At 66.8% G+C, this 23,536-nt stretch carries 16 protein-coding genes; 8 read left to right on the top strand and 8 right to left on the bottom strand.

Annotated features, from left to right (window positions below; all coding sequences use genetic code 11):
* The first annotated feature begins 5 nt into the window (after positions 1-5).
* Positions 6-2,132 carry a VWA domain-containing protein gene (locus VGK32_04750; GenBank protein ID HEY3381053.1) on the top strand — a complete coding sequence of 709 codons (2,127 nt, stop codon included), beginning with the start codon at positions 6-8 and terminating at the stop codon, positions 2,130-2,132.
* A 22-nt stretch (positions 2,133-2,154) separates the two neighbouring features.
* Here the strand turns inward: VGK32_04750 and VGK32_04745 are convergent, their stop codons facing one another.
* The 3 genes from VGK32_04745 to VGK32_04735 all read right to left on the bottom strand — a co-directional run bounded on the left by VGK32_04745 (position 2,155) and on the right by VGK32_04735 (position 4,514).
* Positions 2,155-2,508: a hypothetical protein gene (locus tag VGK32_04745; protein HEY3381052.1), complete on the bottom strand. Its 354-nt coding sequence runs from the start codon at positions 2,506-2,508 to the stop codon at positions 2,155-2,157.
* A 100-nt stretch (positions 2,509-2,608) separates the two neighbouring features.
* Entirely contained in the window at positions 2,609-3,316 is a 708-nt protein-coding gene (locus VGK32_04740) for a hypothetical protein (GenBank protein ID HEY3381051.1), read from the bottom strand.
* A 133-nt stretch (positions 3,317-3,449) separates the two neighbouring features.
* Complete coding sequence (locus VGK32_04735; GenBank protein HEY3381050.1) at positions 3,450-4,514, bottom strand: penicillin-insensitive murein endopeptidase; 1,065 nt, start codon at positions 4,512-4,514, stop codon at positions 3,450-3,452.
* Positions 4,515-4,856: 342 nt separating this feature from the next.
* Here VGK32_04735 and speA point away from each other — a divergent pair, with 342 nt between their 5' ends.
* A complete protein-coding gene (gene speA / locus VGK32_04730) occupies positions 4,857-6,767 on the top strand; it encodes a biosynthetic arginine decarboxylase (GenBank protein ID HEY3381049.1) in 1,911 nt (636 codons plus the stop codon).
* Between the two features lie 31 nt (positions 6,768-6,798).
* Here speA and VGK32_04725 read toward each other — a convergent pair whose 3' ends face one another.
* The gene (locus VGK32_04725) at positions 6,799-9,012 is read right to left on the bottom strand and encodes a S46 family peptidase (GenBank protein ID HEY3381048.1); all 2,214 of its coding nucleotides are present in this window, start codon (positions 9,010-9,012) and stop codon (positions 6,799-6,801) included.
* Positions 9,013-9,868: 856 nt separating this feature from the next.
* Here VGK32_04725 and VGK32_04720 point away from each other — a divergent pair.
* Both VGK32_04720 and VGK32_04715 read left to right on the top strand, forming a co-directional pair.
* Entirely contained in the window at positions 9,869-12,322 is a 2,454-nt protein-coding gene (locus VGK32_04720) for an ABC transporter permease (GenBank protein HEY3381047.1), read from the top strand.
* A 188-nt stretch (positions 12,323-12,510) separates the two neighbouring features.
* Positions 12,511-15,237 (top strand): hypothetical protein, encoded by a 2,727-nt coding sequence (locus VGK32_04715; GenBank protein HEY3381046.1) that lies wholly within the window; start codon positions 12,511-12,513, stop codon positions 15,235-15,237.
* 412 nt (positions 15,238-15,649) lie between these two features.
* Here VGK32_04715 and VGK32_04710 read toward each other — a convergent pair whose 3' ends face one another.
* Both VGK32_04710 and VGK32_04705 read right to left on the bottom strand, forming a co-directional pair.
* Entirely contained in the window at positions 15,650-17,704 is a 2,055-nt protein-coding gene (locus VGK32_04710) for a hypothetical protein (protein ID HEY3381045.1), read from the bottom strand.
* A gap of 188 nt (positions 17,705-17,892) precedes the next feature.
* Complete coding sequence (locus VGK32_04705) at positions 17,893-18,153, bottom strand: hypothetical protein (protein HEY3381044.1); 261 nt, start codon at positions 18,151-18,153, stop codon at positions 17,893-17,895.
* A 569-nt stretch (positions 18,154-18,722) separates the two neighbouring features.
* Between VGK32_04705 and VGK32_04700 the strand changes: the two genes are divergently transcribed.
* Together VGK32_04700 and VGK32_04695 are read left to right on the top strand one after the other, a co-directional pair.
* On the top strand, positions 18,723-19,688 hold the full coding sequence (locus VGK32_04700) for a hypothetical protein (GenBank protein HEY3381043.1): 966 nt from the start codon (positions 18,723-18,725) through the stop codon (positions 19,686-19,688).
* 116 nt (positions 19,689-19,804) lie between these two features.
* On the top strand, positions 19,805-20,719 hold the full coding sequence (locus VGK32_04695) for a hypothetical protein (GenBank protein HEY3381042.1): 915 nt from the start codon (positions 19,805-19,807) through the stop codon (positions 20,717-20,719).
* Positions 20,720-20,970: 251 nt separating this feature from the next.
* Here VGK32_04695 and VGK32_04690 read toward each other — a convergent pair whose 3' ends face one another.
* Together VGK32_04690 and VGK32_04685 are read right to left on the bottom strand one after the other, a co-directional pair.
* Positions 20,971-21,198, bottom strand: coding sequence for a hypothetical protein (locus VGK32_04690; GenBank protein ID HEY3381041.1), 228 nt, complete (start codon positions 21,196-21,198; stop codon positions 20,971-20,973).
* Positions 21,199-21,252: 54 nt separating this feature from the next.
* Positions 21,253-22,248 (bottom strand): DUF4365 domain-containing protein, encoded by a 996-nt coding sequence (locus VGK32_04685; protein HEY3381040.1) that lies wholly within the window; start codon positions 22,246-22,248, stop codon positions 21,253-21,255.
* Between the two features lie 201 nt (positions 22,249-22,449).
* Between VGK32_04685 and VGK32_04680 the strand changes: the two genes are divergently transcribed.
* Both VGK32_04680 and VGK32_04675 read left to right on the top strand, forming a co-directional pair.
* A complete protein-coding gene (locus VGK32_04680) occupies positions 22,450-23,037 on the top strand; it encodes a DUF6088 family protein (protein ID HEY3381039.1) in 588 nt (195 codons plus the stop codon).
* Positions 23,037-23,536: nucleotidyl transferase AbiEii/AbiGii toxin family protein (locus VGK32_04675; protein HEY3381038.1), on the top strand; the 500-nt coding region annotated here is incomplete at its 3' end. The genes VGK32_04680 and VGK32_04675, both read left to right, overlap by 1 nt.

Raw genomic sequence — 23,536 nt, 5'->3', positions numbered from 1 at the left:
AGGGCATGATCAGTAAGTCGATCGTGAACGCACTCCGGGCTCCGTTCGCCGTCGCGCTGGCCGTCGCGGGATGGTCCGCCTCGGGCGCGACGATGGCGCAGCAGCAGACCGGGGCGCCACTCCAGCGACCGGCCGCCGTCTTTCGTTCCGGAGTGGACCTCGTCACGGTGAACGTCGTGGTCCGGGATCGGAACGGCGCGGTGGTGCGCGGCCTGACCCGCGACGACTTCACGATACTCGAGGACAACAAGCCGCAGACGATCGCGACATTCGACTTCGAGGAGATCGAGTCGCCACCGAGCGAGGCCGTCCCGGCTGCCGTCCCGACCGTGCTCGGCCGCGTGGGACAGAGTGGCACGGGCGTCCGATCGAGTGGCACGGGCGTCCAATCGAGTGGCACGGGCGTCTCGCCCGTGTCTCCAACCCCGCTCGATCTCCACGGCCGGCGACTCATCGCGATGTTGTTCGACCTCAGCTCGATGCAGCCCGGGGAGATGATCCGGTCCGCGGCGTCCGCGCGCGACTACATCGAGAAGCGGCTGACGCCGGCGGACATGGTGGCGATTGCCACGCTCTCCACGACGCTGCAGGTGCTGCAGGACTTCACCTCTGACCGCGACGCGTTGCTGGGGACGATCGACCGGCTGAGCGGCGTGGAAGGCGCGGGCTTCGACGAGCCGGTCGCGACCGATCCCACCGACGACAGCGCCACCGCGTTTGCTCCGGATGACGCCGAATTCACCTTGTTCAACACCGACCGCCGACTGCAGGCGCTCCAGGCGCTCACCGACGCGATGGCCGGCATCGAACAGAAGAAATCCCTGGTCTACTTCAGCAGCGGGATGGCTCAGAGCGGCATGGACAATCGCGTCGCCATGCGCACGGTCATCGACCATGCGGTGCGCGCGAATGTCTCCATCTACGCCGCCGACATGCGAGGGCTGCAGGCGCTCGGGCCTGCGGGCGATGCCAGCCAGGCCAGCACGCGCGGCCAGTCCGCGTTCTCGGGGCGGGCCGTCTCCGGTCGCTTCGACACGATGGCGGCATCGCAGGATGCCCTCTCCTCGCTGGCCGAGGATACGGGCGGACGCGCATTCTTCGACCAGAACGACGTCAAGGCCGTGTTCGATCGCGTGGTGGCCGATTCGTCCGCGTACTACCTGCTTGGCTTCACCAGCAGCAACCGTGGGCGTGACGGCCGATTCCGCCGGATCAAGGTCGGCCTGAAGCGACCCGATCTCGAGCTGGAATACCGTGCCGGCTACTATGCGCCGCGTGACTTCGCGCACTCCGGGCGCGACGACCGCGAGCAGCAGCTGACCGAGCAGTTGTTCTCGGACCTCTCGGTCACCGACCTGCCGGTGTACGCCTCATCGGCCTACTTCCGACTGCGCGGCAACCGCTACTTCGTGCCGCTGTGGGTGGTCGTGCCAGGGTCGAAAGTGCCGTTCGCCACTTCGCGTGACAAGGATCGGGCGACGATCGATGTGATGGGCTTCGTCCGTGACGGAGAGGGCCGGCCGGTCGCGCGGATTCGCGACACGATCAGCCTGTCGGTGGCCGCCACCGAGGCGATCCAGCGGAAGAACGTCCAGTACCAGAGCGATCTCGAACTGCCTGCCGGCACGTATTCGCTCAAGGTCGTGGTCCGCGAGAACGCCACGGGCACGATGGGATCGTTCGAGGGCGCGCTGAACGTGCCCGACCTCTCGCGTGTACCAATGCGTGTGAGTTCCGTCGTCGTCGGCACGCGGCTGCAAGCGGCGCCGAAGAAGGAGGCGCGCAATCCGCTCGTCCAGAATGGCCAGGAACTCGTCCCGAGCATCGCCCACGTCGTGCCGGCCGGCCAGCGGCTCTACTTCTACTACGAGATGTACGACGCTGCGGCCGCGGCCGGTTCCGTGCGTGTCCTCTCAAACGTGGTGTTCTTCCGGGGACAGAAGAAGGTGTTCGAGACGAGCCTCGTGGAGGCGACGGCCGTGTCCGCCCCGGACCGAAAGGCCGTGACGTTCCAGCTCGACGTGCCGACCGATGACCTTCCGCCGGGTCTCTACACGTGCCAGCTGACCCTCATCGACGACATCGCCGGGACCTTCGCGTTCCCACGGCTCCCCGTGTTCGTGCGGCGATGATCGACACGCAGGAACAAGGTCACTACTCCAGTTCGACGTCCGTGACCGGTACGTCCCAGTGTGCGTCAACCAACTCGAAGCGGCGGCGCTCCTCGCGTGTGAACGCCTCCTGGTCGGGAAAGAGGCGGCGGGCGATTTCGTCCTCGCCCGAGGGGCCAACCATCGCCGCCGTGTCGCGGAAGGTCAGTTCCATCACGAACGTCCAGTCGGCGCGGCCGTCGCCGTGATAGGCGGGCACGAGCGGCCGGATCGCCGCGATGCGGCCACCGAGCTGCGCTGTCAGCACCGGATAGTGGTTCTTCTTGAACAACGCGAGGAACTCTTCCTGAGCGCCCCACTTCACCTTGTAGAAATACCAGACGGTCCGTGCGGTCATGGGTGCCCTCCCTGGAGCAACGAACTCCATGATGCATCAAGACCGACAGGATCGAGAGCGGAAGTCCACCCGGCGCCGGATTCGGCCGCAGGGGGCGCTGCTAGTCGTGTTCCTCTACCTGGGCGCGATCCTCGGAGAGCGGCTGCGCGATCGCCTCGGCCTTCCCCGCGTCGTGCCGGTTCTCGCGCTGGCCCTCGTGGTGGTCGCCGTGCTGCGCTCCGGCGTGGAAGAGGATGTTCGACAGCATCAGGAACGTGAAGTCGCCGATGGCCGTCTGCTGACCGGCGGCCGGCCGCTCGCCTTCGGGCTTCGATGTCGCGGGTGGTGCGGGAGGCGCGGGAGGAGCCGCTGGCGACGGTGCGTTTCCCACCAGGGGCGCGGCGGTCGCGCTCACGTCCATCGTCTCGACGACCGTCTCCACGCTGGCGCTTCCCGTGACTGACTTGATCGTGTCGAGGTTGCCGTGCGACAGGCTCTCGAGGAACTGGCGGGCGTCGCCCTTGGCGGCGGCCTTCTCGAACGCCGTGATGACCTTCTTGAGGTCCGCGAGTTCCTGCTTGTTGAGGTTGCCATCCACGCTCAGCGACACCGAGTCCGAACTGCTCAGTTGAAGCGCCGCCGCATCGAGTCGGGTGCCGCCGGCGCTTCCGCTCGCCCCGGCAAACCCAACGGCCCGCATGCTGTTGGTGGACAGCGTCACCGTGTCTCCCTCGGCCGTGACGATCGAGAGGTCCGAGGTTCGGGTCGTGCGAAACCCGAACTGCGTCAACTGTCCGCTCACGGGGCTGCCGATTGAACTGATCTGCATGACGCTGCTCCTGGCGATGTCGCCTAGACGCAGAATCGACGCGCGCGATGAAGACTTGAGCGTTTGGCCTCAGCTCAGCCGTGCTGCCGTTGTAGGTGATGTCCGGGTGGGTGACGGCGCGTAGGGTGGCTGATCAGCGGTCCGACGTCGTACCGTACAACGTTTCGGCGCTCGGCCAGGCGACTGCCGCCAGCGCCTCCGGCGTCTGGGGCGGCAGCAGGCGCTGCCGCACGACCACCGGCTCTGTCGGGGGAATCGCGGCCTGCCTGGGAATGCGATACGCGCGGCCTGCCCGAAGCTGGATGGCTGCCAGCCCGTTGGCCTGCATGATGGCGCGAATCGTCGTCCCGTAGCGCGTCGCCAGGTGGCCCAGCGTCTCGCCCCGACGGACCACGTGGCGAACGGTGTAGACCGGAGGATTCAGGAGCCCGGCCTGAACGAGCAGCGGACGGGCCCGTCGCCCGAGTTCCTGGGCGACGCCGTTGAAGAACCGGACGTGGTAGTGCGTGCGGTGGCCTGCGACGTGGCAGATGATGGCCCCGCGCGAGCCCTTGGAGAACTGGAAGACTCGGTCGAGCCATTCCTTGTCTTCGCCAAGGCCCAGTGCGTACTGATACAACGACCGTTGGATCCGGGTGTCGAGCAGGATCGTTTCGACGTCGGTGCGCGTGAGGAAGGCGCGAACGAGCGCCCAGTTCCGCGGGAGATCGAGGTTGGCGGAGGTGCCCGGGGCGAACCAGGTGCTCTTGCCCGTCTTGTAGTAGAACCCAAAATCGACGTCGCGCCCGCCCTGGTGCGTCGTGTGCCGCTTGAGGTGCCCGCCACATCGCGCGCTGATGTCGCCGATGACAATGGGCGGGGTGTCGGGGAACAGCTCGTGGACCGTATCCACGGCCGTCTGAATCGCCGCCATCGTTTCGGAGGTTCCCCACGAATCGGCGTTGGGCGCAGCCTCCCAGCGGGGCCCGGCAGGCAGGGCCACCGCGTTGACGAGAACGGCGCCACGCGGGATGCCGATGGACAACGAGCCGAGCGAGTTCGGATCCGTTTCGATCCGGTTCAGCAGCTCCTCGTCGTTCAGTTCGAGCAGCGCTGCGGGGCTGTCGAGCGACCTCGCGGCAGCGGGTCGTTCTGTGGCACCTGGTGCCGGCAACACTGCCAGCCACAGCCCGGCGATCAGTCCAATGGTCATCAACATGCCGTAGTCGGGAGAATTTCTCCCGGATGGCTGCCGCAAGTCAAGATGTTTTCGAGCGTTCCGGTCTGGGGTGACGCCGCCGATCCACCGACGGCGCGGCCCGAGGGCAGACCGAAAGCGCTGGCATGAACGAATTGATGGAGGTTTTTTTTTCGCGTCGCCCGTGACGCTGTACACTCAATGGCGCGCACCGCCTGCGCACGTGTCGAGGCCCTTGGACGCACACCGACGGCGGGGTGGGTGTGCCCTCCGGGCTTCGTATTGAGCGAGTGTAACCGGCCACGTTCGGCGACGACGAACGGTGGCCGAAATGACGAGTCGAAACACGAAGGGGGCAGGAAGTTGCAAACCGATCTCAGGGCTTGGACGATCAAGGACTCGACCGAGCTCTACAACGTCAGCGGGTGGGGCCGCGACTTCTTCTCGATCAACGAGAAGGGCAATGTGTCCGTGACGCCCGGCGGGCCCGGTTCGCTCGAGATCGATCTCAAGGAACTCGTGGACGATCTCCGCAGCCGCGGGCTCAACCTGCCGATCCTGATTCGCTTCTCCGACATCCTGCGCACGCGCCTGATCCAGCTGTTTGGCGCGTTCCAGCAGGCCATCGTCGAGAACGAGTACAAGGGCACGTTCCGCGGCGTCTACCCGGTCAAGGTGAACCAGCAGCGGCACGTGGTCGAGGAGTTGCTGGAGCACGGACGTCCCTTCAACCTCGGGATCGAGGCCGGATCGAAGCCGGAGTTGCTCGTCGCGCTGGCGCTGCAGGAGAACCCCGAGGCGCTCATCCTGTGCAACGGCTACAAGGACCGGGCGTTCATCGAGACGGCGCTCCTCGCGCAGAAGCTCGGGCGACGCGTGGTCATCACGATGGACCGCCTCGGAGAACTCGAGACGATCCTCTCAGCGGCGGCCGAACTGGACCTTCGGCCGGTCATTGGCGTCCGCGCGCGGCTCACGACCAAGGGCGCCGGCAAGTGGGTCGAGTCCACGGGTGACCGTTCGAAGTTCGGCTTGACGACGGCCGAGATCGTCGCGACCGTCGAGCGGCTCCGCGAAGTCGGCATGCTCGACTGCCTGCAGATGCTGCACTTCCACATCGGGTCGCAGATCACGAACATCCGCGCCGTCAAGGACGCGCTCCGCGAATCGAGCCGCATCTACGTCGAGCTGTACCGGCTCGGCGCGAACATGCACTACCTCGATTGCGGCGGCGGCCTCGGCGTGGACTACGACGGCAGCCAGACCAACTTCCACTCGTCGGTCAACTACACGCTGCAGGAGTATGCCGCCGACATCGTCAGCCAGGTGGCCGAGGCGTGCAACGCGAAGGGCGTTCCGCATCCCGACCTCGTGACCGAGTCGGGTCGCGCGCTCGTCGCGCACCATTCAATCCTCGTGTACAACGTCCTCGCGACCAACGAGATCCTGGGTGGCCACACGCCGGCCCCGCCCACCAAGGACGAGCATCACGTGGTGCACCTGCTGTGGGAAACCTACACCGGCGTCTCGCGGAAGAACTTCCAGGAGGCCTACCACGACGCCCTCCAGATCAAGGAAGAGGCGATCACCGCGTTCAACCTCGGCGTGCTCGACCTGAACGCCCGGGCCCGCGTCGAACAGATGTTCTGGGCGACCTGCGAGAAACTGCTGAAGATCGTCCGCGAACTGACCTACGTGCCCGACGAACTCGAGGGCCTCGAGCGGCAGCTCAGCGACACCTACTACTGCAATTTCTCGCTGTTCCAGTCGATGCCGGACCACTGGGCCGTCAAGCAGCTCTTCCCGACGATCCCGATCCATCGCCTGAACCAGCAGCCGCTGCGCCGGGGCATCATCGCCGACCTCACGTGCGACAGCGACGGCAAGATCGACGAGTTCATCGACCTGCGCGACACCAAGGGGTTCCTCGAACTCCACAGCCCGAACGGCGGCGAGTATCTCGTGGCCACGTTCCTGGTCGGGGCGTACCAGGAGATCCTCGGCGACCTGCACAACCTCTTCGGCGATACCGACGCGGTGCACGTGAAGATCGACGGCGACGACTACAGCGTCGAGAAGGTCGTGAAGGGAGACTCGGTGGCGGAGGTGCTCTCCTACGTGCAGTACGACAAGGAGACTCTCGTGTCGCGCGTCCGGCGGTCGGTCGAAGCCGCCCTCCGCGAGAAGCGGATCACGATGGCCGAATCAGGCCGCTTCATGAAGCGGTACGAGGAGGCGCTCGAGGGGTACACGTACCTTGCGGTGGGAGAGTAGGTCCAGTCGCGAGCCCCAGGGCGCTCCTCTCTTACTTCTTCCTGCCGGCTGCGGCCGGCGCGCGGACGATGGTCATCTCCCCGATCAGGTGCGTCGCGCCGTCCACCTCGGCCATGTTCCACAGCATGTAGCGGCTGTCTGCGTGGATCGACCGCGTCTTCACCTCGTCGAAGAGATAGTCGGACGATACCGATTCGTAGGTCCCGTCGAACAGCAGGCCGACGAGCTCACCCCTCGCGTTCAGGGTCGGCGATCCGGAGTTGCCGCCGGTCGTATCCACGGTTGAGAGGAAGTTGACCGGCACGTCCTTCAGGCCGGCGTCGAGATACGGGCTCTTCCTGTGCTTCAGGAACGCGCCGATCGCGTCGAGTTGCTTGCGGGGCGCGTTGAAGTCTCCTGCGCCCGTCTGCTTTTCCAGGATTCCGGCCAGGCCGGTCTGCGGCTTGTAGAAGAGACCGTCCTTCGCGTCCACGCCCTTCACCTGCCCGTAGGTCACGCGGAGCGTGCTGTTCGCGTCGGGAGCCACCAGGCCGCCGGCCTTTGCGAGCAGCGCCTGCATGTAGCGCGGGCGCAGACGCGCCGAGGCGCCCGCCCGGGTCTTTGCCGCCTCGCGGATCGATTCGGCGAGCGGCTCGAGCGCAGCCGCGAGGGCGATGAACGAGTCGTTGGTCGCCGTGAGCTCCGCGGTGCTCTTGTCGATGAGCGCCAGACGCACGTCGCGGTCGCCGACTTTCGTCCCCGCGTAGAGCTTCTCGAGATAGGCGTCGATGTTGTGGTCGGCCTCTGCCGCCGGCAGACCGGCGCGCAGCCCGACCGCCGTGTCGAGCGCTTCGATCCGCTGCCCGGCGGGCAGCACCGCGGTCAGGCCAAGGGCCCACCGGAGGAACGCCCGGTCGGCCGTGGCGTCGAGCGAGCGTTGCAGGCGATCCTGGGCCTCGCGGATCCGGCTCCAGTCGCGCTCCTGGAAGCCCGCCTCGCGGTCGAGGTCGTTCTTCGGACGCTGCACCGACAACCGGTAGAGTGTCTGCGCGGCGCCGAGGTACTGCGAGGCAGACGAGAGGTTCGTCATCACGGCGCTTCGTTCGCGCACCTGTTCGCCTTCGGCCTGTAGTGCGGCAAGCGCGGGCAGCACGTCGCCGTACTGCTTCTGCCGCGCTGGCGTCGCCGCAATCCACGACACCAGGGACTTCTCCTGCGCCTCCTTCAAACCGAGCGCGCCGCCCTTCACCAGGCCCTCGAGCACGCCCTTCGTGTTCGTCAGGCCGTTGTTGAGCCCCTGGATGCGCCCCGCGAGCTTGATGGCCAGTTCCTTGTTGCTGGCCGTCAGCTTGTCGATGAGGGCGAGCTGCTCCTGCGCCAGGCGCACCGACCGCGGGAGTGTCCACTCGGTCGTCTCACGGATCTCCGCGAAGGTGCGGTTCCGGAACGTCCGGCCCGGGTAGCCGACGACGAAGACGAGGTCGCCGGGTTTGGTGCCCAGCGCCGAGACCTTCAGCCAGTGCGCCGGCTTGTAGGGCACGTTGTCCTTCGAGTACGCCGCCGGCTTGCCGTCCTTGCCGACGTAGGCGCGGAGGAAACTCCAGTCGCCGGTGTGGCGCGGCCACCGCCAGTTGTCCGTCTCACCGCCGAATACGCCGATGCCCTCGGCCGGCGCGTAGACGAGCCGAACGTCGCGGATCTCGAGCTGGGCGATTTCGTAATACTTCAGTCCTTCGAAAAACGGCGTCACGCTGCAGCGCAGGCCGTTCTGCTCGCACGCGGCGACGCGCTCCTTGATCCGTCGCTCGATCGTGCCATTGCGCTGGCGGTCGGTGGTCGCCACATCGATCGTTCCCGTGATGGCGTCGGTGACATCCTTCACCGACGTCGTCACGAGCACCCGGGAGCCGGGGCCATTGGAGAGCTCCTCGTCGCGGGTCTTCGCGAGGTAGCCGTCGGTCAGCAGGTCACGCTTGGGCGTCGAGTTGAACTGGAGACCGCCGGTCACGCAGTGGTGATTGGTGACGATCAGACCATCGGGCGACACGAACGACGCCGTGCATCCACCGAGCGACACGATGGCGCCCATGGGCTGGCCGGTGAGGTCGGCAAATGCCCTGGGGTCGCCGGTGAAGCCGAGCGTCCGCAGCCTGGCAGCCAGGTCCGGAATCTGCTGCGGCATCCACATGCCCTGTTCGGCTCGAAGGCCGATCACGGCCGCGAGCAGGATGACGGCGCCGAGGATGAGCTTTCGCGATCGGGACATGGTGGCGTCTCCTGATGTGGAATCGGATGTCACTGCGGAGGATAGCCCATGTGGCCGGTCGATTGCGATGCCCCTCGGCTGCGCGGTCGGCTGCCCGGTGCAGGAGAACAGGCGCCAAGCCCATGAACGCCGCGGAGGCAGCCTGAGTCAGGTCGGCAAACATCAGCCGGGAGGCCGCGAGTTCGACGAGTTCGGCCTGGGCGCAGCCCACGGCGTGAACAGGTCGAATGTGCCACGGCGGGCGCCCTCGAGCCGTATCTCGATCATCGGCGCCACGAACGGATCGGGAATCAGATCTCGGGACGCCGCACGTCGAACAGCGTGGCCAGGGCGTGTCGGCACTGGGTCGGGGAGTCGTCCGATCCCCCGCTCCTGCCAGCGTCACGGGGGATGTCGGACAGGGATCGCACGACGGCATCGATGACAGAGGCGGGCTTTGGATATGAGGTTGCGGCGTTGTTCAGAAACGCCGTGGCAGGAGTGTGGATTCGGGACACGGGTAGCGCGATTGACTGGTCGCCTACGGTCGGCAGTGTACTGAGGGTGTCGTCGTGAAACATAGGTGGTGATTACGACTGAGTGCCAGTCGACTCTTCAAGAAACGGGCCGACTGTCGGGCGACTCGGAGTGGCCGAAATCGAGGAGTTTCCTGCTGCGGCCGGCTGGACGCCCGGTCGAAAACCCGGCCGCCCGGTCGGCGGGCCGTCATGAGGGGCGCGTCACCTGGGAGAGAACGCCCAGGCGTGCATGACAATCGCAGTGACTTCTGGGTAGACTGAGGCGCTACGCATCACCGGCTATCCCGACCCACGGTTCACCGAGCCGGGTAGACGCCTCTGCCCGGATGAGGGCTGCCATGACGATCGTGCAGGACCTGCGCTACGGATTGCGTCTTCTGCTTCGGAGCCCCGGTTACACCGCCGTGGCTGCGCTTTCCATCGGCCTCGGGATCGGCGTCAACACGATGACCTTCAGCGGCATCAACACGGTGCTGCTGAAGCCAATTCCGGTCGCGGAGCCCTCCCGCACTGTGACGATCTTCACAACGGACCCGCGAAACGCCGACTTCGTCGGAGCGATGTCGCGGCTGAATTTCCTGGACTACCGGGCCAAGAACCAGGTGCTGTCCGGGATGGCGTCGATGATGGGCGTCCAGCTCGCCTTGTCGGACACGGGCACGCAGCCCGAGATCTTGCAGGGACAGCTCGTCACCGGCGACTTCTTCGACGTGCTGGGCGTCAAGCCGGTCCTCGGTCGGACGTTTCGACCCGACGAAGACCGGACACCCGGCACGCATCTGGTCGCCGTTCTGAGCTACAACGGCTGGCAGCGGTACTTCGCGGGCGATCGGTCGGTGGTCGGGCGCACGATCACCCTCAATCGGCAACCGTTCACGATCATCGGCGTCGCGCCGAACGGGTTCCGCGGCCTGAACCCCTTCGGGCGGCCGCTCGTCTGGCTGCCGAGCATGTGTTACCAGCAGGTGCTCGCGGGCTTCCTGCTCGAGAACTTCGAATCGCGGCGGGGTCTGGTCTGGCAGGCCGTCGGTCGGCTCAAGCCCGGCGTCAGCATCGAGCAGGCGCGCGCGAACATGACGTCGATCGCCAGCCAACTCGAGCTCGAGTACCCGACCGACAACCGCGGGCGATCCGTCCGTCTGCTGACCCTTCCCGAGTCACGCATGGGGCCCGACGGCCGGAACGTCCTTCTGGCCACCGGGATGCTGATGACCATCGTGGCCCTGGTCCTGCTGGTCGCGTGCGGCAACGTCGCGAACCTGCTGCTCGCGCGGGCGAACGCGCGGCGACGCGAGATCGCGCTGCGCCTCGCGCTCGGCGCCACCCGCGCACGGATCGTGCGGCAGCTTCTCATCGAGAGCCTTGCGCTCGCCACGGTCGGAGGGGTGCTCGCGCTGCCGCTGTCGTACTGGGGCCAGTTGCTGCTGCTCGCCGCCCGGCCCCCGTTCCTGCCGGCCGATACGCTCGATACGGTCCCCGACGCGCGGGTGCTCGCCTTCACCGCGGCAGCCACGGTCGTGACCGGCGTGTTGTTCGGCCTCGTCCCGGCGTTGAGGGCTTCGCGGCCGAGCCTGGTCACCGAGATCAAGGAGGGCACCGCGGACCCTGCCGGCGGCGAGCGATTGTTCGGCCTGCGCAACGTCCTGGTGCTGGCGCAGATCGCGTTCTCGCTCGTTGCCCTCATCGTGGCGGGACTCTTCGTGCGCAGCCTGAACCGGACGATGGAGATCAATCCCGGATTCGACGTCGAGCGGCTGGCGTCGTTGACCGTGGACCTCGGAACCAGCGGCTACGACGAGGCGAGGGGCCGTGAGTTCCAGCGGAAGATGATCGAGCGGGCGACCGGAGTGGCCGGGGTACAGTCGGCAGCCCTGGCGGATTTCGCACCGCTGATGGGCGGCGGCTTCTCACGCACGGTGTTTCTCGCCGGCCAGGACACCAAGGATCCTCGCAACGGGAAACTGGTCCAGATTCAGAACGTGAGCGACGCCTATCTTCAGACCGTGGGTATCCGGCTGCTCAGGGGAAGGAACTTCCTCGCCAGCGATCTGCCCACCTCGCCCCACGTCGTCATCATCAACGAGACGATGGCCAGACGTTTCTGGGCCGGCAAGGATCCGATCGGTGAGCGGTATCACTATTTCGGTATCGACGACCCCGCGGAGGTGGTCGGTGTGGCCGCCGACAGTGACTACAACGGCGTCGGCGAGGATCGTCAGCCGTTCATCTACCAGCCCCTCAGCCAGATCTACCAGCCGGGGGTGACGCTATTGGTACGCGCCGGCCAACCCTCCGCGGTGCTGGGCACGGTGCGCGGTGAGATGAGCCAGCTCGACCGACAGCTGCCTCTGCAGTTTGTCATGACGATGAGCGACGCGTTCAGCCAGTCGCTGTTCGTTCAGCGGTTCGGCGCCGGGCTGCTGGCAGCGTTCGGCGGCCTCGCGCTCGTGTTGTCGATCATCGGCGTGTACGGCGTGATGGCGTACTCCGTGAGCCGGCGGACGAGAGAGATAGGAATTCGGATCGCCCTCGGAGCGTCGCAGACGTCACTGGTTCAATCGGTGCTGAGACAGGCGGCCAGGCTGGCCCTGGTTGGTGCGGCGATCGGGGTCGCTGTGTCGCTGCTGCTGGCGCGCGTCATCGGCAGGCTGCTCTACGGCGTCGGCGCCGCCGACCCCGTCACCTTCGTCGGGGTGCCGACGGCACTCGTTGTGGCCGCGATCGCGGCGTCGTACCTGCCCGCCCGCCGCGCGGCCACGGTCGACCCGCTCGTGGCGTTGAGGCACGAATAGGAGTCGGTGGCCAGACCACCACAACTCCTTGTGTCCTGACCGCGAACGGCGCTATTCTCTGGGCCGATGGCCTGTCCCCTGGATTCGTGGTCCCGGGCTGGCGGACCGGTTGCTCCGCCCGCACGTCAGGACCTCGAGTATTCACGCCGCTGCATCGCCCTTCTCACAGGGCCTCGGGAGACACATCTATGTTCGATGGGCTGAAGAAGATCACGGGAATTGGGAAGGGGATCCTCTCGCGCAGCCCCTCCGAGGAATTGCAGGCGCTGCTGGACGCCGCGCGCGAGGAGCGCGTGGCGCTCGGTGCCGTGCTCGCGCAAATCGAGATGCGCGGCGGCAAGGTCGCACAGGTGGGGAAGTCGCTCGAAACGGTCGAGCAGAAGATCACTGCGGCGCTCACGCGGCTCGATACCGTCACCTCGAAGCTGACGGACCTGGACGCTCGTGGGAAGGCTGTCGACGCGATCGACAAGAAGGTCGCGAGCCTCACTGAGGCGACCGATACCATGCGCCGCGCCGTCGACAAGGTGATGGCGCCCGACTCCGAGCTGCAGAAACACAAGGAGTCGGTGCAGACGCTCTGCTCACAGGCGCTGCAGACACAGGCGACGCTCGAGACGATCCGCAAGGAGCGGCTCGCGCTCGACGACGTTCGAACCGAACTCCGCCAGGTGCAGGCAGAAGTCAAGCAGTCGCTGGACGGCGCGACCGCTTCCCGCACCGAACTCGAGCAGATGAGGACGCTGTCGGCGCAACTCGCGCAGGAGCACGCCCGCTTCCGCGACACCTCGCGCGAGGGCCAGGAACGCGCCGCCTCGGCCATGGAGACGGTGAAGGAGGTCGAGAAGAAGCTCGGCCCGCTGGCGAGCCTCCAGGAGCTGTCGAAGACCACCGACGAACGCCTCTCGTCGCTCAACGCGCTCGCCGAGCACGTCATCCTCAAGACGAAGTCGCTCGAGAACCAGAAGCACGCCATCGAGCGCGCCGTGGTCGAGGCCAATCGCCTGAATGAGATGGTCTGGGCGATGGATCTCCAGATCGCCAAGCTCGCCGAGGGGAACAAGCAGGGCACGAAGACCGAGGAGACGCTCGGCCGGCTCGAGAAGCTGGCGCAGGAGACCGGCTCCCAGCTCGAGGCCGCCACCCGCGCGAAGGAGGACTTTGCGAGGGAGATCGCGCGGGTCGAGAAGGACAGCGCCGGCATGATGGAGTTCGGCCGGCAGTACCTCGAGCAGTTGGGGGTGCAGAAGAAGGAGGTCGAGGAGGCCGCGCAGCGACTGAAGGCGATGCGCGACGCCCTCACCGACTCCGAGGCCCGCATGGAGACGATCGCCGCCAAGGACAAGGGGCTCGCGACGATCAACCAGCGGATCGACCTCCTCGCCAAGAAGACCGAGGAGATGCTCGGTCAGGCCGACGAGCTGGCGAAGAAGCAGGCCGCCCTCGAGGAACTGAGCGCGCGCTTGACGCAGGTGGACGAACTCTCGAAGCGCACCACGTACCAGTTCGAGGCGCTCCGGACCAGCCGCCAGGACGTCGACGCGCTCAGGAAGGAAATCCAGGACTTCTACAAGTCGTTCGCCGAGGTCACCCAGATGCGCGACCGCCTCGGATCGGACCGGGCCGCGCTCGAGGCGTTCGGGGAGCGCATGACGGCGTTCGTCGTCCGGGTGCCCGAGCTCGAGGCCAAGATGGACGGGCTCGTCTCCCGGCTCGTGACGATCGACGAGGCCAACAAGCGCGCGTCCAAGCTCGAGGAGGTGGCCGCCGATCTCGACCGCCAAATCGGCAAGGTCGCAGCCAAGCTGCCGTTCGTCGAGAAGGTCGAGACGAGGCTGAATTCGCTCAACGCGCTCAGCCTGGATGTCGACGCCAGGCTGAAGGAGCAGATCGAGCGACGTGCGGAACTCGACAGCCTCAGGACGCTGCTCGATGGCGTCGCCGCGCAGACGCTCGACGTGCAGCAGAAGCTCCGGGCCGTCGGGCTCGTGCAGTCCACGTTGATCCCGATGACCGAGCAGGTCGAGGCACTCAAGACCGAGTTCGAGCAGCTTCGGGGGGCTTCCGAAGCGGCACGGCACGAGGAACGAACGCTCGCGGAGCAGGAGAAGCGGCTCGACGAACTCACGAACTCCAGCCGGGCGCTCGCGACCGACGTCGCCGAGAGGATCCGCCAGCTCCAGAGCCTCCTCGAGGAACTCAAGCGGTCGGCCACCGTCAAGGACGAGCTCATCGCGGAGCTGTCGCGCGTCCAGGGGCGGCAGCGTGACATCGCATCGCACGTCGAGGCCTCGGACGACCAGCTTCGTCGCCTCGAGACCATGCTGGCGCAGCTCGAGCATCGGCGCTCCCAGCTCGCCTTCGCGGGAAAGAAGATCTCCGCCTTCGAGTCGGTCGTCACCGACCTGAAGCGGTCGGTCGAGGACGTCGATCAGCGCATGCAGGGCATCGCCGCTCGCGAGGCGGTGGTGACCGCCGTCCGGGGCCAGGTGGAAGCGATCAGCCAGATCAGCGCCAGCGTGAAGGCCGACCTCGAGCACGTGACTGCTCACCGCGCCGACGTGACGCGGCTGCGGAAGACGGTGGACGACCTGCTGGGGCGCATCGGGCAGACGGATGAGAAGATGGGGCAGATCGTCGCGCAGCGCAGGTCCGTGGACGAGATCCACGTCAAGACGAGCATGGTCGTCAACTTCCTCGACGACGTACGGGTGAGCCTCGAGACGCTCGGCGAGCAGCGCGCCGTCGTGGACGACGTGGCGGACAAGCTGGCGCGACTCGACTTCACCGTCCAGGAGGCGCAGACCACCTTGCGGACGTTGCAGCGCGAGCGCGAGCTGGCGGAACGGATCGAGCAGAGCATCAGGCAACTGCGGGCCAAGACCGGAGCGGACGAAAGCAAGCGACTCGCCTGACCGAGTCGCGGGACCCGCGCCACGCGGCAGACCAAGGGCGGAGCACCTCGCGGTGACTCCGCCCTTCCTGTCTCAGGACTCTCTCGGTCTCAGCTTCTCATGGAACCTTCTGTTCCTATCGACACGCTGAAGAAGAGAACCGCAGGCCGCCAGCCGACAAGACCGGCCTCCCCCTGGGCACGCTCGATCTGCTGGTGCTGAACGTTCTCGACCATGCCCGCCGCGCGGCAAATGGCCGGCAGATCCTCGCCCACAGCTTGGAGGTATCGCAGAAACCGTCCAGGAGCGTCTTCCACGTCGGGTACTCGTGCAGTTCATCGAGCACGACGATGGGTGACCGGGCGCGCAGCCGATCGAACTGCAGCCGGGCGACCTGGCTCACCCAGACTCGCCCCGAGGACGGAAGAACGGGTCAGGGCGCGGGCGTCTTCTTGGGCACGACGACCTCGCTGCTCGTCTCGACCTGGAATACGCGGAAGTTCGAGTAGGTCGCGTGTGCCTCGAGCCGCTCGAAACGCTGGGTGTACCATTCGTGCATCTCGGCCGGCACCCAGAGGTCGAGCGCCGCGCTCTTCCGGTAGACGACGGTGGTTTCCATCGTGAGGCCCGGGTCGCTCGGTGTGTAGCCGGGATGTCTCGCGCGTAGCAGGGTCTTGAGGACGCGGCCCGTGGACGGCTCGAGCCAGTAGCTGCCCGAGCTTGGCACGTCCGCGTTCGATTGACCGCGAATGAGCGTCGGCCGCGCGACCTCCTCGAAGTCCACCCGCCACGCGACGATGTTCTCCACCGTCTCGACGCCGCCGCGACGGAAGCGGAACCGCGAGGCGACGTCGGACGCCAGGAACAGGAGCGGCTGCATCGGCACGTTGATGTTGCGCGTGGACCGTCCGAGGTTGTACCGAGCCGCCTCGGCCCGCACCTGCTGCGCGGCGTCGATGGCCGTGGCCGGCGTCTCGAGGAAGAGCCTGCGCAACCGGTCGTCCCGGTCGCGGACCTTCTTCCCATCCACCTCGAAGACATCGCGGAACGGGATCCAGCCAGTGCCGTTCGCGACCGTCACCATCAGGAAGTCCGATCGCGTCCGGCGGAGCTGTCGGTTGGAGCCGTTGACCTGCGTTCCGGTCAGCGTCTGGAAATACTCCTCCTCCGCGACGACGTTTGCGATGGCCCTGCGGTAGCGGATGAGGTATTCGAGGCTTCGTGCCAGCACCGCGTCGAGTTCCGGCTCACCGGTGACGACACCTCGGGAAATCGCGGCCCCCGAGACTGGCGGCCCGGCGGCGGCGGCGACGGATGATCTGGCCATCGTCGCCGGCTCGGCTGGAGGCGGAGCTGCCGGCGGTCTTCCCGGCGCTGAAGGCGAAGCCAGCGGAGCGGGGGAAGGGGAGGAAGCGGGCGGCGCGGCGGGTGCCAATTCGCGGTGGACCGTGTACCGTCGCGGCGCGCGAAGCTCGAGGTCGGGCCGCGCAATCGTCACCTGCAGAACGTGTGGCCCCGCCTGGTCGTCAATCGCGGCGGGCGCGAGCGTCAGCAGGTAGGGGGGCGACAGGGCGCGCACGAGCCGGTTCACCGGCTCGTCGAGCTTTCGGCCCGCTGATGTGAGGACGCCGCCGGTCGATGCCGCGAGCTGCTCCAACTCGGTCCACCCCATCGCGGGCCCCGAGGCCGAGGCGAGGCCCAGCACGTGGATGGTCGTGCGCGACTCGACGGCGGCGCGCTCGAGCGTCTGCAGGAGGTTGCGGCGTCCGATCGTGCGCCGTTCGTCGCGCACGGGATCCGTCTCGACCATGCCGGCCGATAGCAGCACGATCTGTTTCGGGCCCGGGGCTCCGCGCAGGGCGTCGAGCAGGATGGCGAGCGCCTCGAGCGAGGGCTCGCGGACGTCGGTGGCGGACGTTTCGCGGGCGTAGGTGCCGAGCGCGAGACGCTGCGCATCGACCGGCTGGTTCGACGCGCGGCCCGTCTGGGCATTCGCGTCAGCGAGCGGGGGCTGGCCGGCCGACCCGTCGTCGCGGCGTGCCGCCATGTCGACGGAGGCGGCGCGGCCTGCCAGTTTGCCGAGTGTCTTGCGAATGGGAGTGCGGTCGGTCGCCAGTGACAGCGGTCCGCGCGGCTGCGGCAGCGTCACGAGCGCCACTCGGTTCGTGGGGTCCAGGCGATCGACGAGCTTCGACCCGGCGTTCGAGAACGGCTTCTCCGATCCGTGGACGAAGCTGCCCTCGTCCACGACGATGACGATGGTCTGCGGCGTGCCGGTCGCGTCGGCCGCGAGAATGGTGCGGCGGACGCCGGCCGTGACGACCTCGAAGTCCTGCGCGCCAAGACCGGTCGTCGGCCTGTCCGTCCGATCCGACACGAACACGTCGAGCACCACGCGCTCCCTGCCCGCCTGCTGCGCGGCGATCGTCGACATCGCGGGCGCCGCCGCGACGGCGACCAGCATCAAACCGAACCATCCCTTGTTCATCGAACGCACTCCTGAACGGCGGCAAAGGGATCCGACGACAGACGAACCGCACCCTGTCATGTGCCTCGTGCGCTGTCGATGTTACACAGCTCTATTCTGCACCTGGACCGTGGGGGCCTGCAGTCGGCTCCACCAGGCCGCGCCGGCGCTGTCCGATCGGGAGATCGGCGAACCAGGCCCGAGCGCCTTCACCGAGCGGACTGGTCTTCGAGGATCTGAAGGGCTTCGCGGACCCTGGCGACGTTGTCTGGAGACGGATCGACGAGGAGGTCGATGTCCTTGATGGTGCGCGCACCGCCGTGCGCGATCACGGCAAACCCGCCGATCAGCACGCAGCGGACATGGTGGACGTTCGGTGCCCGGCCGAGTCGGGCGAGGTCCTCGAGTTGCGGCTCACGTGAGTACGCGCCGTCGTGCGCTGCAGAGCAGCCGGATCGTGGCCGTCGCACCGCCTCCTGCCGACGCTCGTCTCGGCCATGGCTCGATGGTAGCAGGAGTTCAGCTCGCCCTCGCCTTCATCTGGGAACGCCTGTCCGGAGTCCTGGCACGCCAGCCCGACCCGTGAGCCGACGAGCCCGCTCGCGGAGATCGACTATCCAGCCGGTGAGATCCGGCCTGTCGGCCCGCCTGACGTCGTCCTGGCTTGCGACGGCGAACTGCACGGCTGCTCCGCCGCTTCCGCTGAATGCGCCGACCTTCACGTACCCGATCGGGGGGCGCCTCGGCCGCCGATGGCTTCTGATCGAGACAGTTGCCGCGCGGGTTCAGGCGTGAGGCCGTCGCGACTCTCCTTGATGCCCCGCTTCGCAGCCAAGCCGCAGGCCGAGAAGTACGCCAGGCGAATCCCGCTCCGCCGTTGACACCGGGCCGGCCGCAACAGAGAATGGCGCGGGTCTCGGGCCTCCCTTCTCCAATCCGTTCGTTCGTCTGTTTCGCGTCGCCCCGGTTCTATCGCGTCGTCGACGATCTGATCGCCGTCATCCGGCGGTTCGTTGCGCGCCTCGTCAAAGGAGCAGTCATGACCGTTCACCGAGCTGTCCTCCCGTTCATTGCCGTCGTGCTGATCCTGTGCGGCCGGCCCGCCGCTCAGGAACCCAAGAAGGCCGCCACGGCGCCGCCGAAGCCAGTCAACGCGTTTGAAGTCACCAGGTTCGAAACTCACAAGGCCTCCGACCCACGGCTGCTCGACTTCGACGGCGAGCTGACCTTCGACGACGCGTCGAAGAAGTTGACGTTCGACGCCGGCCGGCGCGCGCGCGATCGGGCGTTCGAAGGAACCTACGACCAGGTCCGTCGGGTGATCTTCGACGTCTCCACCACGAGGCGCGGCGGCTTCTGGGACAAGCTGGGCGGCGTGGCCGGCGGAATCCTCTCCGACATCACCGTGGCGAACTACTGGATGTGCATCGAGATCGCCGCACCGGACGGATCCCCGAAGATGTACGTGGTCGAGGTGGGCAAGGACGACTCGAAGGCCGTGATCGAGAAGGCGAAGGCGACGTTCGGCGACCGGGTGACGATGGCGGAGTTCAAGGCCGGGCAGGAAATCGGGATCGACAAGCTCAAGGACCGCGATTCGAAGCACAACTTCGAATACGGCGAGCTGACGAACCATCCCCTTCCCGAGCTCAAACCCGACAAGGGGCTGATTGTCGTCGTCTGCCCTCTGGAAGCCGGGAAGAAGCATGCCGAGCCGCTCGAGTTCCAGCGGAAGCTGCACGCCAACGACCGCGTGATGCTGGTCAACAAGGCCGGCACCTACGGCTTCTTCTACCTCGACCCGGGCGAATACCTGGTCGTCGATCAGATTGGCAAGCGGACGAGCGGCCTCCAGGTGAGCGTTGAAGCAGGCAAGGGATACTACCTGCTCCAGGACCAGACGAGCGCCCTCGCGCACCTCTCGCAGCACAGCCGCGAGTACGTGACGCACGAGCTGACCGGCGCCATCCCCGGCGTCTGGTCGCGCAAGCCTGACAAGAAGTAGCGTCGGCCTGACTTCGTTTCGGAGCGGGCCGGTTGCTCAGGTGCGGGACCCGGCTTCATTCCTCTGCTGGCATGGTGGCGCGCCGGGCCCGACGGCCCGCGCGCCCGGGAGACACGATGACCGGTACCCGGGGCGCCCTGCTCGCCGCTGCGGTCTTCTCAGTTGTCGCCATGCCTGCGGCTGCCGGGCGGCTTCCTGCTCGCGGCCAGGACGGATCCTCAAGACTCGACGACGTGCAGAGCGGCCCCGTTCGGGACGCCCCGACGCCGCGCCTGCTTCCCCCGCCCACCTCCGCGCCAAGACCGGCCGGCAGGGCCGGGGACGTTGCGGATGCGGTGGAGACGCTCATCTCGTCGATCGATGGCCGCTGCCTTGCGAAGGTCGCCCGGCTGGGGGACGTCGGCAAGCTCCGCTCGGGCCTGTCAACGAGGCTGAAGATCGAGAAATACGCGGAGGCGCGGGCCATGACGTGGGCGACGGACTCCTTTGCCTCGTACGTGGGAGTTCACGGGGCCATGGCAGCCAGCCTGTACGTGCCGGTCGATCTGAGGAAGCTCCGGCTCGCCAAAGCCGATCGCGTGATGCTGTGGCGCGAGACGACCCACCACCTCGAGTGGCTGAACGGCAACGACTCCTACCCGGACTCCCGCGCGAAGGGGGCGCAGGAACGGAACACGATGTATATGGAGGGCGTCGAGGCGGCGCTGTCGTCCTGGGCCGCGGTCGAAGCCGAGTTCATGGACGGCCGGCGGTCGCCGGATGTCTCAGCCGACCGCGACCCGTGGCAGGCGTTCGCGCGACGAATGGACGATCTGGAGCGGGGAGCGGCCACGTCGAAGGCAGAGAGGGCCGAGGGTCGGTGGTGGCCGCCGGATGCGAAGCTCGAGCTCTGGACCGGCTTCCGCGCGAGGTTCGCGGACGTCCGCGACCTGTACCGCAGCGGAGCGTGCGGCGGGGCGTTGCAGCGGCTGGCCTGGGGCGATTGGACGCCGGCGGAGGGCCCGGGGTGGTGGGCTGTGGGACCGCGCTGAACGCGACCCGCACGATTCGCCAGCCGTCCCCGAGGTCGCCATCGTGGCCCGTCAACCGAACCCACTGGGCGTCAAAGTGGTCGTCGAGCACACAGAGCCAGCCTCGACGCCAGCGGCAATCGCGTAATTTGCTGATGTAAGTGGTGAGCCTGATTTCCAGGAGTTGGAACCAGCTGGACGGGTGGTTGCGGCAGAACGAGGGCCTGAGGCGCGCGGCGTAGGGGCTTCAATCGGCCACTCGGGACGACGAGCTAGCCTGGCCTGCTGACGGGCTTAGAGGCCGGAATCGTCATCGTGGCGAACAGGGCCACAGTCTGCCGCATCCGTGCGCGATCCCGCGTCAGCTTCTCGATCCTGCCGGCAGCCTTGCACAGATCGAGACCGTAGGTCTTCAAGCTCTGAACCGCGTCCTCGCGTCCTTCCTGCTCGAACTTGAGGCATGCCACTCCGACCGACATCGCCAGGCGAGATAACGCCATTGGCAACACCCATGCTTGGCACGTTCGCAGTAGTCGATTGACGATTCGGGCGCTTCATGCGAGCGTCAAGTCAAGCCGACGGTCCAACTGTTGCCGTGACAATAGGAACGTGGCCCTTGCTTGTACCGCGACTCGTTCCGCCATCCCTAGAGCATGTGCGTCGTGCGCCAGCGCGCTTACGCGGGCAGCGAACGCGAACACGGCCACGTAGTACTTGAGGTGGGTGGTGCCATCTTTCGTCAGTGCCTGGAGTTCTCCGGCGACCCGGTCGCTGGTCTCGACACGACTCCGATCACCGAGGCCGGCGGCAATCTGCCGATTCAGTTCCGCCATCTCCCAGATCAGCCACGCTTTGAACTTGTCCTCGAGAGCACTTCCAGGAGCCTCCAGCAGTTGGTCGATCAAGCTGACGGCCTTGTCGAGGTTTCCTGCGACTGCGCGACCGTGCGCCTGCGTCAGGCGTAGAGCGTCCGAGTGAGACTGGAAAGCCCGGATAGCATCGTCTGCATCGCTCCCGAGTACCTCCTCGTCCAGTTCTGCCACCAACGTTGGTCGCACTCTGCGGGCTGCGCGAACAGACAACGCCGCGTCTGCACGTTGGAGCGCTTCAACGAACGCGGCTTTGGAAGCAGGCAGTTCATTGGTGACAGGGAGGTGGAGAGTGACGGATTGGTCGTCGTCGAGCGAATCTAGACGGCCGACGACCGAAGCATCGAGCTGGGGCAGGAGCCAATACGAATGCCCCCCGGTGACGTCGCAGTGCACGACCACAGGCGGAACTCTGAGTTCGTGCATCAAGTACTTCGCGTTTGCGACCCGGATCGGCTGCGAGACGACCGTTCCATCAGACGAGTACTGCGTCGCGGCCGAACTCTTCAGTTGAACCTTGAAGGTGGCGCCGGTGGATATGCCACCTTCGAAGATCTCAACCTCGTAGTCAGCACCGTAATCGTTCTCAATGGCGTTCACGACCCAGCCGAACCCCTCGAACGCCGCGCGCAGCAGCCGTTGACCGGCAGCATCGGTTTCATGCTGATCTGGGCGCCTCATCGACCTATCATAACCATCCCAGGCGGCGACGCAGCGAGAGGGTCGCCCGTTCGCCGCTCTCCGGTCGTGCTGATCGACACACTGCTCGTCCGCAGCACTCGGCTTTGACCATGGGATCACTGTTGTGCTGGACTTTTGACAGAAATACGTCCAATATTTCTGTCAACAATGGGCAAGCAGACCGCCTCCGTGGACTCCCAGGTGCTTGAGAGGATTCGCCGACATGGGCCGGGGACTGTCTTTACGCCCGCGGATTTCGTCGACCTCGGCCCGCGCAACGCCGTAGATCTGGCCCTGAGCCGGAATGCCCGAGCCGGCACGATCCGCAAGCTCGCCCGTGGCGTCTACGACCTGCCACGTCGTGACGCTCGCCTCGGCGACCTCTCACCCTCGCCGGACGCTGTGGCCTCGGCCCTGGCCGGGCGTGACGGCGCGCGACTCCAGGCGAGCGGGGCGCACGCCGCGAACCTCCTGGGCTTATCGGATCAGGTGCCCGTCCGGCTCACGTTTCTGACCGACGGCCGGTCACGTCGGGTGCAGCTTGGCCGACAGCAGATCATCCTGAGGCACACCACGCCCCGGCAGATGGCAACAGCCGGCCGAATCAGCGGTACCGTCATCCAGGCGGTGCGCTGGCTCGGCCGGGACCATGTCGATGACCAGGTGGTGGCGACACTCCGCCGCCGGCTGTCCGACGCCGACAAGCGCCAGCTTCAGCAGGACCTCCGCTACGCGCCCACGTGGGTCGGCGACGTCATGCGCAGAGTTGCGACCTCCTCGGTGCAGTGATGGATGCTTTCCTCACGCAGCCTATCGAACGCCAGCGCGTCATCTACGAAGAGGCGGGCCGACGACTCGGGCTCAGCGCCGGCAGCGTGGAGAAGGACCTCTGGGTGTGCTGGACACTCCGCACCCTGTTCCGCCTGCCCTCGTCTGGGCCGCACCTGACATTCAAAGGCGGTACGTCACTCTCCAAGGGCTGGAAGCTGATCGAGCGCTTCTCCGAGGACATCGACATCGTCATCGACCGCGAGTTCCTGGGATTCGGCGGCGCTCTCGCTCCTGAGGGCGCTTCCAGCAACAAGCAGCGCGGAAAGCGGCTCGAAGCCCTGATGCTCGCGTCGCAGCACCACATCCGTCAGGTACTCGGCCCGGCGCTTGAACAGGAGATCCGGCACCTGCAGCCCTCGACCGACCGATGGAAGCTGGAACCCGACGCCGACGATCCTGACGCCCAGACGCTGCTGTTCCAGTACCCGCCAGCCATCGGAGCTGCGGCGTACGTCCG

Source organism: Vicinamibacterales bacterium (assembly GCA_036504215.1).
In the GTDB taxonomy this organism is placed as follows: Bacteria; Acidobacteriota; Vicinamibacteria; order Vicinamibacterales; family Fen-181; genus FEN-299.
Note: the sequence above shows the minus strand (reverse complement) of the source record. Positions and strands in the feature narration are given on the sequence as shown.

Coding starts and splice junctions, on each gene's coding strand:
- VGK32_04750 (HEY3381053.1), top strand. CDS start 6: ATGATCAGTAAGTCGATCGTGAACGCACTCCGGGCTCCGTTCGCCGTC.
- VGK32_04745 (HEY3381052.1), bottom strand. CDS start 2,508: ATGACCGCACGGACCGTCTGGTATTTCTACAAGGTGAAGTGGGGCGCT.
- VGK32_04740 (HEY3381051.1), bottom strand. CDS start 3,316: ATGCAGATCAGTTCAATCGGCAGCCCCGTGAGCGGACAGTTGACGCAG.
- VGK32_04735 (HEY3381050.1), bottom strand. CDS start 4,514: ATGTTGATGACCATTGGACTGATCGCCGGGCTGTGGCTGGCAGTGTTG.
- VGK32_04725 (HEY3381048.1), bottom strand. CDS start 9,012: ATGTCCCGATCGCGAAAGCTCATCCTCGGCGCCGTCATCCTGCTCGCG.
- VGK32_04720 (HEY3381047.1), top strand. CDS start 9,869: ATGACGATCGTGCAGGACCTGCGCTACGGATTGCGTCTTCTGCTTCGG.
- VGK32_04715 (HEY3381046.1), top strand. CDS start 12,511: ATGTTCGATGGGCTGAAGAAGATCACGGGAATTGGGAAGGGGATCCTC.
- VGK32_04710 (HEY3381045.1), bottom strand. CDS start 17,704: ATGAACAAGGGATGGTTCGGTTTGATGCTGGTCGCCGTCGCGGCGGCG.
- VGK32_04700 (HEY3381043.1), top strand. CDS start 18,723: ATGACCGTTCACCGAGCTGTCCTCCCGTTCATTGCCGTCGTGCTGATC.
- VGK32_04695 (HEY3381042.1), top strand. CDS start 19,805: ATGACCGGTACCCGGGGCGCCCTGCTCGCCGCTGCGGTCTTCTCAGTT.
- VGK32_04690 (HEY3381041.1), bottom strand. CDS start 21,198: ATGGCGTTATCTCGCCTGGCGATGTCGGTCGGAGTGGCATGCCTCAAG.
- VGK32_04685 (HEY3381040.1), bottom strand. CDS start 22,248: ATGAGGCGCCCAGATCAGCATGAAACCGATGCTGCCGGTCAACGGCTG.